Origin of the sequence: Kitasatospora sp. NPDC001547 (assembly GCF_042894165.1) — a bacterium.
In the GTDB taxonomy this organism is placed as follows: domain Bacteria; phylum Actinomycetota; class Actinomycetes; order Streptomycetales; family Streptomycetaceae; genus Kitasatospora.
This window is the reverse complement of the sequence record NZ_JBIAVL010000023.1, coordinates 88,637-106,008: the sequence shown is the minus strand read 5'-3', so window position 1 is coordinate 106,008 and position 17,372 is coordinate 88,637. Positions and strand designations below refer to the sequence as shown.

Sequence of the window (17,372 nt, the reverse complement as noted above, 5' to 3'; positions counted from 1 at the left end):
CACGCTGTTGAGTTCTCAAGGAACGGACGCTTCCTTCGAGCCGCCTTCCAGCAGGCCCTCCGGGCTTCGTTCTTTCGTGTTTCCAGCTTATCAGATGTTTATCGCTCCGTTTCCGGGGCTTCGTCCATCCAACTCGCCGGTGTCTTCCGGGGTTTGACGCCCCGTCCGACGTTTCAAACTCTAGCCGATCCCCGCTCCGAAAAGCGAATCCAGCCGCAACCCAATTAAACGAGCACGCCGAATTAGCACCGGGCCGTCGCGCGGAAAAGCGAAACGACCGGCACGAACCGAGAAGTGGTGTTTCGGAGGATTGGCTGCCCCGGGACCGTCCGCGCAGACGCGTGTCCGGTGCTCCCTGCCGGGCAGCTCGAAGAACTGTACGCGCTTCTGCGAGCGGATGCAAACGTCGTGCAAAGACGGCCGGCCGGACCCCGGGGAGAGGGGTCCGGCCGGTGGAGCCGTGCGGCTCAGCTGTTGGTGGGGAAGCCCAGGTTGATGCCGCCGTGCGACGGGTCCAGCCAGCGCTGGGTGACGGCCTTGCCCCGGGTGAAGAACTGCACGCCGTCCTGGCCGTACGCGTGGGCGTCGCCGAACAGCGAGGCCTTCCAGCCGCCGAAGGAGTAGTAGGCCACTGGGACCGGGATCGGCACGTTGATGCCGACCATGCCGACCTCCACCTCGAACTGGAAGCGCCGGGCCGCGCCGCCGTCGTTGGTGAAGAGCGCGGTGCCGTTGCCGTACGGGTTGGCGTTGATCAGCGCCACGCCCTCCTCGTACGAGTCGACGCGCACGACCGAGAGGACCGGGCCGAAGATCTCGTCGTTGTAGACGGACATGCCGGGCTTCACGTGGTCGAACAGCGTGGGGCCGAGCCAGAAGCCGTCGGCCGTCGGGGAGCCGTTCCGGTCCTCGGCGGTGACCGGGTGCTTGCGGCCGTCCACGGCCAGCTCGGCGCCGTCGGCGACGCCGGACTCCACGTAGGAGGTGACCTTGTCCCGGTGCTGGCCGGTGACCAGCGGGCCCATCTCGGAGTCGCCGTTGCAGCCCGGACCGACCTTCAGGGTGGCGATCCGCTGCTTGATCTTCTCGACCAGCTCGTCACCGATCGGGTCGACCGCGACCAGCACGGACACCGCCATGCAGCGCTCGCCGGCCGCGCCGAAGCCGGCGTTGACGGCGGCGTCGGCCGCGAGGTCGAGGTCGGCGTCGGGCAGGACCAGCATGTGGTTCTTGGCGCCGCCCAGGGCCTGCACGCGCTTGCCGTAGCGGGTGCCGGTCTCGTAGACGTAGCGGGCGATCGGGGTGGAGCCGACGAAGCTGACGGACTTGACGTCCGGGTGCTCCAGCAGGCGGTCGACGGCCACCTTGTCGCCGTGCACGACGTTGAAGACGCCGTCCGGCAGACCGGCCTCCTTCCACAGCTCGGCGAGGAAGTTGGCGGCGGACGGGTCCTTCTCCGAGGGCTTCACCACGACGGTGTTGCCGGCGGCGATGGCGATCGGGAAGAACCACATCGGCACCATCGCCGGGAAGTTGAACGGCGAGATGATCGCGACCGGGCCGAGCGGCTGGCGGATCGAGTAGACGTCGACGCCGGTCGAGGCCTGCTCGGTGAAACCGCCCTTGATCAGCTGCGGGATGCCGCAGGCGTACTCCACGACCTCCAGGCCGCGGGCGATCTCGCCCAGCGCGTCGGAGTGCACCTTGCCGTGCTCCGCCACGATGATCGAGGCCAGCTCGTCGCGGCGGGCGTTCAGCAACTCGCGGAAGGCGAAGAGCACCGTCGTCCGCTTGGCGATCGAGGCGGTGCGCCACTCGGTGAAGGCCGAGGCGGCGGCGGCCACCGCCTGGTCGACCTCGGCGATCCCGGCGAAGTCGACCTGACCGGAGACCTGGCCGGTGGCCGGGTCGAAGATCTCGCCACGACGGGGGGCCGCACCGGCGGTGGCGACCGGCTTGCCGCCGATCCAGTGAATGATGTGCTTGCTCAAGGTCCGTCTGCCTCCGAAGTCCCGGGCGGCGTCCTGCCACCGGTCCGGTCTGGCGCCGCCCGCGGTGGGCCGGTCGACGGGAATCACGGGGCTACCGCGCTCGTCTCCCAGTCTGGTGGCCGCTTCGGCCCGGCTCAACGAACAGGCTGACGGGGATCATGGATTCAGCCTTACAGGTCGTCCGGTCACTCGGTCGGACGAACGGGGGCCTCCGCCCGGCCGGGGTCAGGAGTCCCCGTCCTCCGGCTCCTCCAGGTACGGGTCGTGCAGCCCGTCCGCCGCCTCCTGGGTCTCCAGCAGGTCCAGCCGCAGGTCCTGCGCCCAGGCCAGCGCCCAGCGCTTCCGCTCGTCCACCCCGTCGGCGGGGACACCCCGGGCGCGGAACCGGCCGTCCGCCGCCTCGGCGAGCGTCTCCAGCCGGTCGGCCAGCGCCGCCGGCTGGAAGTCCGGGTCCAACTCCCCTGCCAGCGCGAGCAGTTCACCTTCTCGGTAACAGCGGGTGAGGGCGTGCACGTCGATCAGGTCGCGCGGCATGCCCCGGTCCACCAGCAGCGCGGTGGTCAGCGCGGCCGCGTCCTCCAGGGCGACCACGGGCAGCATCACCGGCGGCTCGTCCGGTCCGGGCGCACCGAGGTCCAGCCGGACCGGGCGGTGGCCCAGCGGCTCCTTGCGCAGCTCCACCGTGTGCGACCGCCCGCCCAGCGCCAGCCGGACGGCGAGCTGCTCCAGCCGCGGTGTCCCCGGCCGCTCGGCGACCCCGCCGCCCGCCGCCCGGTACGCCTCGCCCAGGGCGGCGGCCACCTCCGGCAGGTCGGCCCCGCCGGTCACCAGGGTCAGCCCGTCCTGCGGACAGGCCGCGACGCCGTGGGCGCGCAGCGCGTGCCCACCGGCCAGCGCGAGGCCGTACCGGTCGCATACGGGTACGGCCGACGCGGCCAGGCGCAGCTGGGCGGGGCCCGGGCGGAGGGACGCGTCGACGGCGTGCGGGACGGTGGTCACGCCTCCAGTCTGCCGCGCCCGCCCGCTCCGCGCCCCGGCACCACCGGGCCCCGGGCACCGGACACCGCGGGGCTCACCAGCCGCCGAGCCTCGCCGCCGCCTCGTGCAGGACGAGCTCCAGCAGCACCGGGTCGTTGAGCCGCCCGGAGCCGTCCGGCGGGACCAGCCAGCGCACGCCCCGGCTGGTCCGCTCGGGGTGCGGGACGACGATCCAGGTGCCCTCCCCCGCAGCGCGCACGCCGGTGCCGATCCAGCGGGCGGCGGTGCCGACGGGCACCAGGAAGCCGACGTGCTCACCCGCGGCGTCGGTGAGGACCGGGCCGCTGGTGCACGGTTCCATGATCTCCAGCGCCGGGCGCCCGAGCCGTCCGGGGACGGAGAGGACGTCCCAGCGCCGGCCGGCCGGCAGCAGCACCAGGCCCAGCCCGGTGCGCTCCCACTGCTCCCGGAGGGCTTCCGGGTCCGGTGCCACCTGGGCGAGCCAGTGCAGTCCGGTGGTCTCCATGTCGTGTCCCCGCTTCTCGCCGTTCGTACTGTTCGGAGACGGCGGGAGGTGCGAGACCCGCCGTCACCAAGGAGAGGCGGACGACGGGTCCCGATTACACGACTAGGAGCACCCGACCGGGGATTCGCGCTTCAGCTGTCGAAGCCCAGCCCCAGCCGGTCGAGGGTGCGCAGCCAGAGGTTGCGGTGGCCGCCGGTGCGGTCCGCCCGCTCCAGCGACCGGGTGGTGAGCTCGATCCCGGCCCAGCGGACCGGCTCGGGCGGGAACGGCAGCGGCTTGCTGCGCACCATGTCCAGCGAGGTGCGCTCGGTGCGCTCGCCGGCGAGGAGGTCGAGCATCACCTCGGCGCCGAAGCGGGTCGCGCCGACACCGAGCCCGGTGTACCCGACGGCGTACGCGACCTTGCCCCGGTAGCCGGTGTCGAAGAACGCCGAGAACCGGCTGCAGGTGTCGATGGCCCCGCCCCAGGCGTTGGTGAAGCGCAGGCCCTCCAGCTGCGGGAAGCAGCGGAAGAAGTGGTTGGCCAGGGTGCGGAAGGTCTCCGGCCGCTGGTCGTACTCGTGCCGGACGTGGCCGCCGAAGTGGTAGACCGCGTCGTAGCCGCCCCAGAGGATCCGGTTGTCGGCGGAGAGCCGGAAGTAGTGGAACTTGTTGGCGCTGTCGCCGAGGCCCTGCCGCCCGCGCCAGCCGATCGAGGCGAGCTGCTCGGCGTCGAGCGGCTCGGTCATCAGCGCGTAGTCGTACACCGGGACGATGTACGGGCGGACCCGCTTGAGCAGCGACGGGAACACGTTGGTGCCGAGCGCGACCTTGCGGGCGAGGACCCGGCCGTACGGGGTGCGGACGGCCATGCCGCTGCCGTGCTCCCGCAGGTCGGTGGCCCGGGTGTGCTCGAAGATCCGCACGCCCTGGCCCAGGCAGGCGTCCTTGAGGCCCCAGGCGAGCTTGGCGGGGTGGACCATCGCCACGCCCTCCTTGTCCCAGAGGCCGCCGAGGAAGGTCGGCGAGTTCACCTCGGCGCGCAGCTGGTCGGCGTCCAGGACGGTGATGTCGAAGCCGTACCGGGCGACCGCCTCGGCGATCTCGTGGAGCTCCTCGACCTGGTGGGGCTGGGTGGCGACGTCGATCTCGCCGGTGCGCTCCCACTCGGCGTCGATGCCGTAGCGCTTCAGGGTGGCCTCGATGCCGTCGAGGTTGGCGGCACCGAGGCGTTCCAGCTGGGCGAGTTCGGACGGCCAGCGGTCCAGGCCGTTGCCGAAGCCGTGGGTGAGGCTGGCCGCGCAGAATCCGCCGTTGCGCCCGGACGCGGCCCACCCGACCTCGTTGCCCTCGACCAGCACGACGTCCAGCGAGGGGTCGCGCTCCTTGGCGATGAGGGCGGTCCACAGACCGGAGTAGCCGCCGCCGACGACCAGCAGGTCGCAGGTGGTGTCGCCGACCAGGGCGGGCAGCGCCGCCGGCCGGCCGGGGTCCTCAAGCCAGAAGGGGGTGGGCCTGGCGTCACTGAGCGCGCGGGCGGAGTCCATGCATTATCAGCCACTTTCTACGAATAGATGACGTTCTTACGTGCCACCGCTGCCATTCCGCTGTCGGCCGTTGTCAGCCGTGTCGACTACTGCCGACCGTATGTCAGGCGGTGGCCTTCCGGCGGTTGCCCAGCCACTGGCCGACGACGGTCAGCGCGACGGCGGCCAGGAACATCGCGGTGCCGATGACGTTCACCTGCACCGGGATGCCGCGCTGCGAGGCGCCCCAGACGAACATCGGGAAGGTGACCGTGGTCGGCCCCGAGTTGAACTGGGTGATGATGAAGTCGTCGAAGGAGAGCGCGAAGCTGAGCAGCGCGCCCGCCGCGATGCCGGGCGCCGCCAGCGGCAGGGTGACCCTCAGGAAGGTCTGGGTGGGGGTCGCGTAGAGGTCCTGGGCGGCCTGTTCGAGCCTCGGGTCCATGCTCATCACGCGCGCCTTGACCGCCGTCACCACGAAGCTGAGGCAGAACATGATGTGCGCGATGAGGATGGTGGTGAAGCCGAACGGGATGCGCATGTTGAGGAAGAGCGTCCCGAGCGAGGCCGCCATGACCACCTCGGGCATGGCCATCGGCAGGAAGATCATCGCGGTGGTGGCCGAGCGGCCGCGGAAGCGGTAGCGGGCCAGCGCGAAGGCGACCATGGTGCCGAGCACGGTGGCGCCGACGGTGGCGAGCACCGCGATTTGCAGGCTGAGCGAGAGCGACCCGCACATGTCGGCCACGCCGCAGGGGTCGGTCCAGGCGTCGGTGGAGAACTCGTTCCACTCGTAGTTGAACTTGCCCACCGGCTTGTTGAACGAGAAGGCGAGCACGACCAGGTTGGGCAGCACCAGGTAGGCGAGGGCCAGCAGGCCGGCCAGCACCACCAGGTGGGCGCGGATCCACTTGGACATACGGGACATCAGACCAGATCCTCCGTCCCGGCCTTGCGCATGTAGACCGTCACCATGCCCAGGATCAGGGCCATCAGGATGAAGCTCAGCGCGGCCGCCGTGGGGTAGTCGAGCACGTTCAGGAACTGCTTCTGGATGCCGTTGCCGACCATCTGCTCGCTCGGCGAGCCCAGCAGCTGGGCGTTGATGTAGTCGCCGGAGGCCGGGATGAAGGTCAGCAGGGTGCCCGCGACCACGCCCGGCAGCGAGATCGGGAAGGTCACCTTGCGGAAGGTGGTGAACGGCCGGGCGTAGAGGTCGCCGGCCGCCTCGTGCAGGCGCGGGTCGATCCGCTCCAGCGAGGTGTAGAGCGGCAGGATCATGAACGGCAGGAAGTTGTAGGTCAGGCCGCAGACCACCGCGAGCGGCGTGGCCAGCACCCGGTCGCCGTCGGTGAGGCCGAGCAGGTTGGTGACGTCCAGGACGTGCAGCGCGTTCAGCGCGCCGACCACCGGGCCGCCGTCGGACAGGATGGTCTTCCAGGCCAGCGTGCGGATCAGGAAGCTGGTGAAGAACGGCGCGATGACCAGGATCAGGATGACGTTGCGCCAGCGCTTGCTCGCCTTGAAGGCGATCGTGTACGCGAGCGGGTAGCCGACGGCCAGGCAGAGCACGGTGGCGACGGCCGCGTAGGAGAACGAGCGCAGGAAGTGCCACCGGTACTCGACCAGGGCGTCCCAGTAGGTCGAGACGTGCCAGGTGACCTTGAAGCCCTCTTCGAGCGAGCCGGTCTGCAGCGAGGTCGACGCCTGGTAGACCATCGGGACGGCGAAGAAGACGACCAGCCAGGCGAGGCCGGGCAGCAGCAGCCAGTACGGGGTGAGCCTGCGCCTCGGTCTGCGCTCCGCCGGTTCCAGCGGGACGACTTGCGGCGGCGCGGCCGGGGTGGTGGCGGTCATGCGGCCTCCTCCGCGGTGCCCGCGTCGATCGCCTGGGCGGCGTCCAGGGCGAAGGAGTGCGCCGGGTTCCAGTGCAGCTGGACGGCGGCGCCGGGGACGATCCGGGCGTCGCGCTCCATGTTCTGCTCGAAGACGGTGACCTCCTGGCCGCCGTCGGTGCGCACCACGTACTGGGTGGAGACGCCGATGAAGCTGGAGTCGAGCACCGTGCCGACCAGTCGGTTGCGGCCGTCGGCGACCTGCTCGGAGGCGTGGGTGATGGTGATCTTCTCCGGGCGCACGCCCAGGTGGACGCGCGTGGCGTCGGTGGCGCAGCGCGCCTTCGGCACCGCGAGGCGGGCGCCGGCCGCGCTGAGCAGCAGGTCGCCGCCCTCGGTGCCGGTGACCTCGGCGGGCAGCAGGTTGGACTGGCCGAGGAAGTTGGCCACGAAGGTGGTGGCGGGGTTCTCGTACAGCTCGGCGGGGGCGCCCAGTTGCTCGACCCGGCCGCCGTTCATCACCGCGATGGTGTCGGCCATGGTCATGGCCTCCTCCTGGTCGTGGGTGACGTGCACGAAGGTGATGCCGACCTCGGTCTGGATCCGCTTCAGCTCCAGCTGCATCTGGCGGCGGAGCTTGAGGTCGAGCGCGCCGAGCGGCTCGTCCAGGAGCAGCACCTGCGGGTGGTTGATCAGCGCGCGGGCGACCGCGACGCGCTGCTGCTGGCCGCCGGAGAGCTGGTGCGGCTTGCGCCGGGCGTACGGGCCGAGTTCGACCAGCTCCAGCATCTCCTCGACCTGCTTCCTGACGTCCTTCCGGCCGCGCCGGCGCAGGCCGAAGGCGACGTTCTCGAAGATGTCCAGGTGCGGGAAGAGCGCGTAGCTCTGGAAGACGGTGTTCACCGGCCGCTTGTACGGGGGCAGGGCGGTGACGTCCTGGCCGCCGATCAGGACGGTGCCGGTGGTGGGCTCCTCCAGGCCGGCGATCATGCGCAGGGTGGTGGTCTTGCCGCAGCCGGAGGCGCCGAGCAGGGCGAAGAACGAGCCCTGCGGGACGGTCAGGTCGAGCGGGTGGACGGCGGTGAAGGAGCCGTAGGTCTTGCCGATGCCGGTGAGCCGGACGTCGCCGCCGACGGCCGCGTCGCGCTGCTGGTCTGTCATGGGGTGGTGTCTTCCTGGGTCTCTCTGCCGGGAGTGGGGTCAGGCGCCGATGAGCTTGGAGAACTTCTGCTCGAAGTCGCTCTCCTCGCTCTCGGAGAGCGTGCGGAACACGTGCGCCCTGACCGCCATCTCGGGGGTGGGTACGACCAGCGGGTTGGCCGCGGTGTCCGGGGCGATGCCGGCGAGCTCGTCCTTCATCCCGGTGACGGCGGAGACGAAGCCGATGCCCGCGACCAGCTGCGCCGCGATCTTCGGCTGATAGTAGAAGTCGATCAGCTTCTCCGCGTTCGCCTTGTGCTGCGCCTTGGCCGGGACCAGCATGTTGTCGGTCGAGGCGATGTAGCCCTTCTCCGGGATGACGAACTCGATGTCCGGGTTGTCGGCCCGCAGTTGGATCAGGTCGCCGCCCCAGGCGATGCAGGCCGCGATGTCCCCGGCGGAGAGCTCCTGGCCGTAGTCGTTGCCGGTGAAGCGGCGGATCTGCTTGTTGTCGACGGCCTTCTGCAGCCGGGCGACCGCGCCGTCGTAGTCGTCGGCGGTGAACCTCACGGTGTCCTTGCCCTGGTCCAGCAGGACCATCCCGATGCTGTCGCGCATCTCGGAGAGGAAGGTGACCCGGCCCTTGAGGTCGGGGTCGTCCAGCAGCTGGGAGACGCTGGTGACCTCCTTCCCCCTGGTCGCCTTCCGGTTGTACGCGACGACGGTCTGGATGCCGGCCCACGGGTAGGAGTACAGCCGCCCCGGGTCCCAGTCGGGGGCGCGGAAGCGGGCCTCGATGTTGGTGATCGCGGTGGTGACGTTCGCCGGGTTGAGCTTCTGCGCCCAGCCGAGCCGGATCAGCCGGGCGGCCATCCAGTCGGTGAGCACCATCAGGTCGCGGCCGGTGTCCTGGCCGGCGGCGAGCTGCGGCTTGACCTTGCCGAAGAACTCGACGTTGTCGTTGACGTCCTCGGTGTACCTGACCTTGATGCCGGTGGCCTCGGTGAAGGCGTCCAGCGTGCCGTGCCGCTCCTTGTCCTTCTCGTCCGTGTCCACGTACAGCGGCCAGTTGGAGAAGTCGACCTCCTTCTGCGTCTCCGAGAGGTCCTTGGCGGCGTTCGCGGTCGAGTCCCCGGTCGCCCGGGGGGCCGCCGGGATGCCGCAGGCGGCCAGGGTGCCCGCTCCGGCGGTCAGCGCGGCGGCGCGCAGCAGGGTGCGGCGGCCGAGCGCGGCCCGGCCGCTGGTCAGGCTGCGTTCCCAGGCCCTTCGGACCGGTTCGGGCAGACCGTCGGTGAGCTCGTTGAACGCCATGGAACGGGCCTCCTGGGGGGAGATGGGGTGTGGGGGCACCCGCTGGGGCCTGGGGGTTATCTGTCTCCGAAGACGGTGCGGTGCCAGTCCTTGCGGGCCACCGCGGTGGTGTCGAACATGACGTGCTTCACCTGGGTGTACTCGTCCAGCGAGTACTGGGACATGTCCTTGCCGTAGCCGGACGCCTTGTAGCCGCCGTGCGGCATCTCGCTGATGATCGGGATGTGGTCGTTGACCCAGACGCAGCCGGCCGCGATCTCCCGGGTGGCGCGCAGCGAGCGGTGCACGTTGGCGGTCCAGGCGGAGGCGGCCAGGCCGTACGGGGTGTCGTTGGCCAGCCGCAGGCCCTCGTCGTCGCCGTCGAACGGCAGCACGACCAGCACCGGGCCGAAGATCTCGCCCTGCACGACCTCGCTGTCCTGGGCCGCGCCGGTGATCAGGGTGGGCCGGTAGTACGCGCCGCGGGTGAGGTCGGTGCCGTCGTGGCCCTTCTCCGGGGCCCGGCCGCCGGTGACCACGGTGGCGTACGAGCGGGCGCGCTCCACGAAGCCGGCCACCCGGTCCCGGTGGGCGTGGGAGACCAGCGGTCCGAGGTCGGTGCGCGGGTTCAGCGGGTCGCCGATCCGGATCGCCGCGTACAGCTCGGCCACTGCGGCCACGAAGGCGTCGTACAGCGGGCGCTGGACGTAGGCGCGGGTGGCGGCGGTGCAGTCCTGGCCGCCGTTGATCAGCGACGCCGCGACCGCGCCCTGCACGGCGGCGTCCAGGTCGGCGTCGTCGAAGACCACGAACGGGGCCTTGCCGCCGAGCTCCAGGTGGGTGCGCTTGACGCCCGCGGTGGCGATCTCGGCGACCCTCCTGCCGACGCCGGTGGAGCCGGTGAAGGAGACCATCGCGACGTCCGGGTGCCCGACCAGGTGCTCGCCGGCGGTGCGTCCGGCGCCGGTGACCACGTTGACCACGCCGTCCGGGATGCCCGCGGCGGTGCAGGCGCGGGCGAACATCAGCGAGGTCAGCGGGGTCAGCTCGGCCGGCTTGAGCACGATGGTGTTGCCCGCGGCGATCGCCGGGAGGATCTTCCAGGCGGCCATCTGCAGCGGGTAGTTCCACGGCGAGATCGAGCCGACCACGCCGACCGCCTCGCGCCGCACGTACGAGGTGTGGTCGCCGGAGTACTCGCCGGCCGCCTTGCCCTCCAGGTTGCGGGCGGCGCCGGCGAAGAACGCGGCGTTGTCGACGGTGCCGGGCACGTCGAACTCGGTGGCGAGCTTGACCGGCTTGCCGGTCTGCGCCGTCTCCACCCGGGCCAGGTCCCCGGCCGCGCCGGCCAGGACGGCGGCTAGCCGGGTGAGCGCCTCGGAGCGCGCGCCGGGGGTGGCCGAGGACCAGCCGGGCAGGGCGGCCCTGGCGGCGGCGACGGCGGTGTCCACGTCCCCGGTGGTGGCCAGCGCGACCTGCTCGACCACGCTGCCGTCGGCGGGGTTGACGACCTGGAAGGGTTCACCGCTCCCCCTGGTCTGCCGGCCCGCGATGTACTGCGCGCCCGGGCCGAAGTCGGTCAGGTCCATCTGGTTCCTCCAAGTGCCGTGGTTCGACCGCTGCGGGGTCACGCGTCCGCGGTTGGGGGTCTGCGGTCCCGCTGACCTTGCCCGCTGCGGGGCGGGGGTGACAAGGGTCACTTCGGCAGTCTCGGCACGAAGGGCCTTACAGGGTGCAAGGGTGCGGGCAGGGCGACAGGTCGTTCGGCCGATGGATGATTTACCTGACACTCTGACCACCCCGGAGCCCCCGCTCCGGTCCCCACGGCTCCGGAGGCCCGCGATGCTCCCCACCGTCGCCCGAGTCCTCGACCTGGACGTGATGCGCCGCGGCCTGCCCCAGGTGGTGGCCGGCGCCGACCACCTGGAGCGGCCGGTCCGCTGGGTCCACGTCAGCGAGCTGCCCGACGTCGCCGGGATGCTCCGCGGCGGCGAGCTGGTGCTGACCACCGGGATCGCGCTGCCGGAGGACCGCGAGGCCCTGGCCCGCTACGTGCGGGAGCTGGACGAGGTCGGGGTGGCCGGCCTGGTCGTCGAGTTCGGGCGGCGCTACTTCGACTCGCTCCCCCGCGCCCTGGTCCACGCCGCCGAGCAGCGCGGGCTGCCCGTGATCACGCTCCGCCGCGAGCTGCGCTTCGTCGCCGTCACCGAGGCCGTGCACGCGCTCGTGGTCAACGCCCAGCTGGAGCAGCTGCGGGTCTCCGAGTCGGTCCACCAGGTCTTCAACGAGCTGGTGGTGGAGGGCGCGGAGCCGCCCGAGGTGATCCGCCAGGTGGCCCGGATGGCCGGCGCCCCGGTCGTCCTGGAGAACCTGGCCCACCAGGTGCTCGCCCACGACACCGCCGGACGCCCGGAGGCCGAGGTGCTGGAGGACTGGGAGCGCCGCTCGCGCGGGGTGCGCCCGGCCGGGCGCACCGGCCACGACCCGCGCAGCGGCTGGCTGGTCACCACCGTCGGCGCCCGCGGCCAGGACTGGGGCCGTCTGGTGCTGGTGCAGGAGCCCGGCCCGCTGCCCGAGGGCGAGGCGCACCCGCACGCCATGCTGCTGGAACGCGGCGCCTCCGCGCTGGCGCTCAACCGGCTGGTGGTGCGCGACCGGGAGAGCCTGGAGCGGCAGACCCACCGCACCCTGCTGTCCGGCATCCTCACCCACGCGCTGACCGTCTCCGAGGCCGCGCTGCGCGCCCAGGCCCTGGGCGTTCCGCTGGAGGGCCGCCGACTGGTCGGCGTGGTGCTGCGGCAGCGGCGCGGACCGATCCCGGCCGCGCTGGAGGCCCAGGCCCGGCTGCGCGACTTCACCGAGCTGGCCGCCGGAGCCGTCCGGGCCTGCCGGCTGTCCGCCCTGGTCGGGGCGCTGGACGACGAGGCCGTCGGCCTGCTGATCGCGCTCGGCACCCAGCAGGACGAGCACGCCGCGCTGGACGCCCTCTCGGCCGCGCTGCGCCGGATGTCGGCCGAGCCCGGGCGGGAGGGCGGCGACCCGGCGGGCCCGGTGGTCGCGGTCGGCTCCTCGGTCGGCTCGGTGCGCGACGCCCGGCGCACCCTGCTGGAGGCCACCCAGGTCGCCGACGCCGCCCTGCACGACGCGCCCGGCGGACGCAGCTCCTCCTACTACCGCCTGCCGGACGTCCGGCTGCGCGGCCTGCTCCACCTGCTGCGCGACGACGCCCGGCTGCAGACGTACGTGGAACGGGAGTTGGGCCCGCTGCTGGCCCACGACGCCGAGCACAACGGCCAGTTGGTGCAGATGCTGCGGATCTACCTGGAGCAGGGCCGGAACAAGTCGGCCGCGGCGGACGCCGCGCACCTGTCCCGTCCGTCCTTCTACGACCGGCTGCACAAGGTCGAACGGATCCTCGGCGTCGACCTCGACCAGGTGGAGTCCTGCCTCTCCCTGCACGTGGCGCTGCTCGCCCTGGACGCCGTCCGGCGCTGAGCGCCGTCCGTCCCGCCCCGGCGCTCCTCGACGCCCCCGTGCTCACACCCCGGTGATGCGGCCCCAGACCTTGTGCAGCTCGGGCCGCTCGGCCGAGGTGACGTCGCGCATGGTGTGCAGCCGGGCGCGCATCTCCTCGGTCGGGAAGACCAGCGGGTTCTCGGCGAGTTCGGCCTTCTCCTTGTCGCCGCTGGCCGCCAGCACCTCGCGGGCGGCCGGCACCGGGCAGATGTACTGGACGAACGCGGCGAGTTCGGCGGCCACCTCGGGCTGGTAGTAGTGGTCGACCAGCAGCTCGGCGTTGCGCTTGTGGGCGGCCCGGTTGGGGATCATCAGGCTCTCCGCCCACAGCTCGCCGCCCTCCTCCGGCACCACGAACTCGATGTCGGGGTTCTCGGCGGTGAGCTGGACGGCGTCGCCGGAGTAGGCCTGGCAGGCGAGCGCCGCCCCGGAGGCGAGGTCGCTGGTGTAGTCGTTGCCGGTGAAGCGCCGGACGTGGCCGCTGTCGACCCACTTCTGCACCAGGTCCATCGCCCGGTGCGCGTCGTCGTCGCCGAACTTCGCGATGTCCGCGCCCTGGGAGAGCATCAGCAGCCCGAGCGCCTCGTCCAGCCCGGCGAACAGGGTGACCCGGCCCTTGAGGTCGGGCGCCCACAGGTCGGCGGTGGACCTGATCTCCCGGCCGAGCGCCTTGCGGTTGTAGGCGATGCCGGTGATCCCGGACTGCCACGGCACGCTGCGCCTGCGCCCGGGGTCGAAGGCCGGGTCGGCGAGCTGCGGGTCCAGGTTGGCCGTGACGTTGGGCAGGTTGTCCCGGTCCATGGCCTGCACCCAGCCCAGCGAGACGTACCGCCCGGCCATCCAGTCGCTGACCACCATCAGGTCCCGGCCGGGGGCGGCGCCCTGGGTGAGCACCGGGCTGATCTTGCCGAAGAACTCGTCGTTGTCGTTGATGTCCTCGGTGTAGGCGACCTCGATCCCGGTCCGCTCACTGAAGGCGTCCAGGGTCGGGCGGCCGCCCTCGTCGTCGGTGTCGATGTACTGCGTCCAGTTGGAGAAGACGAGCCGCTTGTCGCTCTCCGAGCGGTCCGGTGCCGAGCGGCGGTCCTCGGCCACGTACGCGGACGGGATGCCGCAGCCGGTCAGCGTGCCGGCGCCGAGCAGCGCGGCCCCGCCGAGCAGGGAGCGTCGGCGCAGCGCGGGGGAGTCGGCGGGGCGGCGGGTCGGGGTGGTTCGGCTGGGCATGGCGGGCCTTCCGGAGCGTGGCACGGCCCCGGGCACACGCGGGTGTCCGGGGCCGTCCTGGTAGGTACGTCAGACGGTGTGCGCGTCGGTGAGCGACAGGACCTCGTCCAGCACCGCGAGGCCGGTCTTGGCCTCCTCCTCGGTGACGGTGCACGGCGGGACGACGTGGAAGCGGTTCATGTTGACGAACGGCCAGAGGCCGCGCTGCTTGCAGGCGGCGGCCAGCTCGGCCATCGGTGCGTTGTCGGCGCCGGCCGCGTTGTACGGCACCAGCGGCTCGCGGGTCTCCCGGTCGCGCACCAGGTCGAGCGCCCAGAAGACGCCGAGGCCGCGGACCTCGCCGATCGACGGGTGCCGCTCGGCCAGCTCGCGCAGGCCGGGGCCGAGCACGGTCTCGCCGATGTGCCGGGCGTTCTCGACGATGCCCTCCTCCGCCATTGTGTTGATGGTCGCCACCGCGGAGGCGCAGGCCAGCGGGTGGCCTGAGTAGGTGAGCCCGCCGGGGAAGGCGCGCTCGGCGAAGGTGGCCGCGATCTCGGCACTGATCGCCACGCCGCCCAGGGGCACGTAGCCCGAGTTGACGCCCTTGGCGAAGGTGAGCAGGTCCGGGGTGACGCCCCAGTGGTCGGCGGCGAACCACTCGCCGGTGCGGCCGAAGCCGGCCATCACCTCATCCAGGATGAACACGATCCCGTAGTGGTCGCAGATCTCCCGCACCCCGGCCAGGTAGCCGGCCGGCGGGACCAGGATGCCCGCGGTGCCGACCACCGTCTCCAGGATGACCGCCGCGACGGTGCCCGGCCCCTCGAACGCGATCACCTGCTCCAGGTGCTCCAGCGCGCGCTCGCACTCCTGCGCCTCGTTCTCGGCGTGGAAGTTGGAGCGGTACGGGTACGGGCCCCAGAAGTGCACCACGCCGGAGACGCCGCTCTCGTTGGGCCAGCGCCGCGGGTCGCCGGTGAGGGCGATCGCGTTGGCGGTGGCGCCGTGGTACGAGCGGTAGGTGGAGAGGACCTTCTGCCGGCCGGTGTGCAGCCGGGCCAGCCGGATGGCGTTCTCGTTGGCCTCGGCGCCGCCGTTGGTGAAGAAGATCTTGTCGAGGTCCCCGGGGGTGCGCTCGGCGATCAGCCGGGCGGCCTCGCTGCGCGACTCGACCGCGAAGCCGGGGGCGATGGTGCAGAGCTTCGCCGCCTGCTCCTGGATCGCGGCGACCACCTTCGGGTGCTGGTGGCCGATGTTGGTGTTGACCAGCTGCGAGGAGAAGTCGAGGAAGCGGTTGCCCTCGTAGTCCCAGAAGTACGAGCCCTCGGCGCCGGCCACCGCGAGGGGGTCGATCAGCGCCTGGGCGGACCACGAGTGGAAGACGTGCGCGCGGTCGGCGGCCTTGACGGCCTGGCCGGCGGCTGAGTCAGCGGTGGGGATGCTCATGCCGGTAAGGCTAGGGCCGCCGGTCCCGGAAGGGCAGTTCCATCGTGTCAGCCGGTCGCGCCGACCGCCGACAGGGTGCAAAGACCCACGGGCCCGGGTCGAGAGGACCCGGGCCCGTGGTGATCGGCTGGATGATCAGATCGCGGTCATACGGCGCCGATGGTCACTACCCGCTCAGATCGCGGTCATACGGCGCCGATGGTCACGACCCGCTCAGATCGCGGTCATGACGTGCTTCACGCGGGTGTAGTCCTCGAAGCCGTACGACGACAGGTCCTTGCCGTAGCCCGACTTCTTGAAGCCGCCGTGCGGCATCTCGGCGACCAGCGGGATGTGGGTGTTGATCCAGACGCAGCCGAAGTCCAGGCGGCGCGACATCCGCATGGCGCGGGCGTGGTCCTTGGTCCACACCGAGGAGGCCAGCGCGTACTCGACGCCGTTGGCGTACTCGACGGCCTGGTCCTCGTCGGTGAACTTCTGCACGGTGATGACCGGGCCGAAGACCTCGTTCTGGATGATCTCGTCGTCCTGGTTCAGGCCGGAGACGACGGTCGGGGCGTAGAAGTAGCCCTTGTCGCCGACCCGGTGGCCACCGGCCTCGACCTTGGCGTGGGCGGGCAGCCGCTCGATGAAGCCGGAGACCTGCTTCAGCTGGTTGGCGTTGTTCAGCGGGCCGTACAGCACGTCCTCGTCGTCCACGCCGCCGGTCTTGGTCTCGGCCGCGGCCTTGGCCAGCGCCTCGACGAAGGCGTCGTGGATCGACTCGTGCACCAGCACGCGGGTGGCGGCGGTGCAGTCCTGGCCGGCGTTGAAGTAGCCCGCCATCGAGATGCCCTCGACGGCCTCGGCGATGTCGGCGTCCTCGAAGACCACGACCGGGGCCTTGCCGCCCAGCTCCAGGTGGACGCGCTTGACGTCCTTGGAGGCGGACTCGGCGACCGAGATGCCGGCGCGCACGGAACCGGTGATGGAGGCCATCGCCGGGGTCCGGTGCTCGACCATCAGCCTGCCGGTCTCGCGGTCGCCGCAGATGACGTTGAAGACGCCGGCCGGCAGGTCCAGCTCCTTGAGCACGCCGCCGATGATCTCGGCCAGCAGCACGGTGGAGGCCGGGGTGGTGTCGGACGGCTTCAGCACCACGGTGTTGCCCGCGGCGATGGCCGGGGCGAACTTCCACACCGCCATCATCATCGGGTAGTTCCACGGCGCGACCTGGGCACAGACGCCGACCGGCTCGCGGCGGATGATCGAGGTCATCCCGTCCATGTACTCACCGGCGGCCTTGCCCTCCAGCAGGCGGGCGGCACCGGCGAAGAACCGGATCTGGTCCACCATCGGACCGATCTCCTCGGAGAGGGTCAGCGCGCGGGGCTTGCCGGTGTTGCGGACCTCGGTGTCGACGATCTCGTCGGCCCGGGCCTCGACCGCGTCGGCGATCTTGAGCAGCAGCTTCTGCCGGGTGCTCGGGGTGGCGTCGCGCCAGATCGGGAACGCGGCCGCGGCGGAGGCCATGGCGGCGTCCACGTCCGCGGCACCGGACAGCGGCGACGTCGCGTACACCTCGCCGGTGGTCGGGTCCACGATGTCGAGCGTGCGGCCGTCGGCCGCGTCGACGAACTCACCGTTGACGTAGTTGCGCAGCGTGCGAAGGTCGCTCACGGATCTCTCCTCGGTCTGGGCCTGCGGCGTTGCAGATTCCGGCGCCATGGTACGTCGGCGGATCCGGCGTACGAAGGGTCCCGAGTGGCCACACCCGGAGGGGCGCGGTCCACTGGTGGCGGTACGTGCGCCGCCCCCGGGGGGACGCGCGCGCACGGTGCCAGGGTAGCCGCACGACTGCCGGTATCGACAGGCCGAGTGTCGTTGAGCAATGAAATCCGCATGCGTTTTCCAAGATCACGACGAAATCAGCAGTTTCCACGCTTGCGAACACGGGAAC

13 protein-coding genes are annotated in these 17,372 nt (G+C 71.6%); 1 reads left to right on the top strand and 12 read right to left on the bottom strand.

Annotated elements, in window-relative coordinates; translation table 11 throughout:
• Positions 1 to 467: 467 nt before the first annotated feature.
• The 9 genes from ACFY0X_RS30700 to ACFY0X_RS30660 form a co-directional block, all read right to left on the bottom strand.
• Complete coding sequence (locus ACFY0X_RS30700) at positions 468 to 1,991, bottom strand: CoA-acylating methylmalonate-semialdehyde dehydrogenase (protein ID WP_387759428.1); 1,524 nt, start codon at positions 1,989 to 1,991, stop codon at positions 468 to 470.
• Positions 1,992 to 2,216: 225 nt separating this feature from the next.
• Entirely contained in the window at positions 2,217 to 2,990 is a 774-nt protein-coding gene (locus tag ACFY0X_RS30695; RefSeq protein WP_387759427.1) for a nucleotidyl transferase AbiEii/AbiGii toxin family protein, read from the bottom strand.
• Positions 2,991 to 3,063: 73 nt separating this feature from the next.
• Positions 3,064 to 3,495, bottom strand: a complete 432-nt coding sequence (locus tag ACFY0X_RS30690; protein ID WP_387759425.1) for a hypothetical protein — start codon at positions 3,493 to 3,495, stop codon at positions 3,064 to 3,066.
• A gap of 131 nt (positions 3,496 to 3,626) precedes the next feature.
• Positions 3,627 to 5,021 (bottom strand): NAD(P)/FAD-dependent oxidoreductase, encoded by a 1,395-nt coding sequence (locus ACFY0X_RS30685; RefSeq protein WP_387759424.1) that lies wholly within the window; start codon positions 5,019 to 5,021, stop codon positions 3,627 to 3,629.
• Between the two features lie 103 nt (positions 5,022 to 5,124).
• Positions 5,125 to 5,928: an ABC transporter permease gene (locus tag ACFY0X_RS30680; protein ID WP_387759421.1), complete on the bottom strand. Its 804-nt coding sequence runs from the start codon at positions 5,926 to 5,928 to the stop codon at positions 5,125 to 5,127.
• Positions 5,928 to 6,857 carry an ABC transporter permease gene (locus tag ACFY0X_RS30675; RefSeq protein ID WP_387759419.1) on the bottom strand — a complete coding sequence of 310 codons (930 nt, stop codon included), beginning with the start codon at positions 6,855 to 6,857 and terminating at the stop codon, positions 5,928 to 5,930. The genes ACFY0X_RS30680 and ACFY0X_RS30675 overlap by 1 nt, the downstream gene beginning before the upstream one ends.
• Positions 6,854 to 7,996: an ABC transporter ATP-binding protein gene (locus tag ACFY0X_RS30670; protein WP_387759417.1), complete on the bottom strand. Its 1,143-nt coding sequence runs from the start codon at positions 7,994 to 7,996 to the stop codon at positions 6,854 to 6,856. Before ACFY0X_RS30670 ends, ACFY0X_RS30675 begins: the two co-directional genes overlap by 4 nt.
• Before the next feature lie 39 nt (positions 7,997 to 8,035).
• Entirely contained in the window at positions 8,036 to 9,286 is a 1,251-nt protein-coding gene (locus ACFY0X_RS30665; RefSeq protein WP_387759415.1) for a spermidine/putrescine ABC transporter substrate-binding protein, read from the bottom strand.
• Between the two features lie 56 nt (positions 9,287 to 9,342).
• Entirely contained in the window at positions 9,343 to 10,854 is a 1,512-nt protein-coding gene (locus tag ACFY0X_RS30660) for a gamma-aminobutyraldehyde dehydrogenase (RefSeq protein ID WP_387759414.1), read from the bottom strand.
• A 253-nt stretch (positions 10,855 to 11,107) separates the two neighbouring features.
• Here ACFY0X_RS30660 and ACFY0X_RS30655 point away from each other — a divergent pair, with 253 nt between their 5' ends.
• Positions 11,108 to 12,760 carry a PucR family transcriptional regulator gene (locus ACFY0X_RS30655; protein WP_387759413.1) on the top strand — a complete coding sequence of 551 codons (1,653 nt, stop codon included), beginning with the start codon at positions 11,108 to 11,110 and terminating at the stop codon, positions 12,758 to 12,760.
• Between the two features lie 42 nt (positions 12,761 to 12,802).
• Here ACFY0X_RS30655 and ACFY0X_RS30650 read toward each other — a convergent pair whose 3' ends face one another.
• The 3 genes from ACFY0X_RS30650 to ACFY0X_RS30640 all read right to left on the bottom strand — a co-directional run bounded on the left by ACFY0X_RS30650 (position 12,803) and on the right by ACFY0X_RS30640 (position 17,140).
• Positions 12,803 to 14,005, bottom strand: a complete 1,203-nt coding sequence (locus ACFY0X_RS30650; protein ID WP_387759412.1) for a spermidine/putrescine ABC transporter substrate-binding protein — start codon at positions 14,003 to 14,005, stop codon at positions 12,803 to 12,805.
• A gap of 69 nt (positions 14,006 to 14,074) precedes the next feature.
• Positions 14,075 to 15,433: an aspartate aminotransferase family protein gene (locus ACFY0X_RS30645; RefSeq protein WP_387759410.1), complete on the bottom strand. Its 1,359-nt coding sequence runs from the start codon at positions 15,431 to 15,433 to the stop codon at positions 14,075 to 14,077.
• A 213-nt stretch (positions 15,434 to 15,646) separates the two neighbouring features.
• On the bottom strand, positions 15,647 to 17,140 hold the full coding sequence (locus tag ACFY0X_RS30640) for a gamma-aminobutyraldehyde dehydrogenase (RefSeq protein WP_387759409.1): 1,494 nt from the start codon (positions 17,138 to 17,140) through the stop codon (positions 15,647 to 15,649).
• Between the last annotated feature and the right edge of the window lie 232 nt (positions 17,141 to 17,372).

What these genes read in the sequence shown, in the direction of transcription:
- ACFY0X_RS30685 (WP_387759424.1), bottom strand. Translation starts at nt 5,021, where the DNA reads ATGGACTCCGCCCGCGCGCTCAGTGACGCCAGGCCCACCCCCTTCTGG.
- ACFY0X_RS30665 (WP_387759415.1), bottom strand. Translation starts at nt 9,286, where the DNA reads ATGGCGTTCAACGAGCTCACCGACGGTCTGCCCGAACCGGTCCGAAGG.
- ACFY0X_RS30660 (WP_387759414.1), bottom strand. Translation starts at nt 10,854, where the DNA reads ATGGACCTGACCGACTTCGGCCCGGGCGCGCAGTACATCGCGGGCCGG.
- ACFY0X_RS30640 (WP_387759409.1), bottom strand. Translation starts at nt 17,140, where the DNA reads ATGGCGCCGGAATCTGCAACGCCGCAGGCCCAGACCGAGGAGAGATCC.
- ACFY0X_RS30650 (WP_387759412.1), bottom strand. Translation starts at nt 14,005, where the DNA reads ATGCCCAGCCGAACCACCCCGACCCGCCGCCCCGCCGACTCCCCCGCG.
- ACFY0X_RS30680 (WP_387759421.1), bottom strand. Translation starts at nt 5,928, where the DNA reads ATGTCCCGTATGTCCAAGTGGATCCGCGCCCACCTGGTGGTGCTGGCC.
- ACFY0X_RS30675 (WP_387759419.1), bottom strand. Translation starts at nt 6,857, where the DNA reads ATGACCGCCACCACCCCGGCCGCGCCGCCGCAAGTCGTCCCGCTGGAA.
- ACFY0X_RS30645 (WP_387759410.1), bottom strand. Translation starts at nt 15,433, where the DNA reads ATGAGCATCCCCACCGCTGACTCAGCCGCCGGCCAGGCCGTCAAGGCC.
- ACFY0X_RS30670 (WP_387759417.1), bottom strand. Translation starts at nt 7,996, where the DNA reads ATGACAGACCAGCAGCGCGACGCGGCCGTCGGCGGCGACGTCCGGCTC.
- ACFY0X_RS30690 (WP_387759425.1), bottom strand. Translation starts at nt 3,495, where the DNA reads ATGGAGACCACCGGACTGCACTGGCTCGCCCAGGTGGCACCGGACCCG.
- ACFY0X_RS30655 (WP_387759413.1), top strand. Translation starts at nt 11,108, where the DNA reads ATGCTCCCCACCGTCGCCCGAGTCCTCGACCTGGACGTGATGCGCCGC.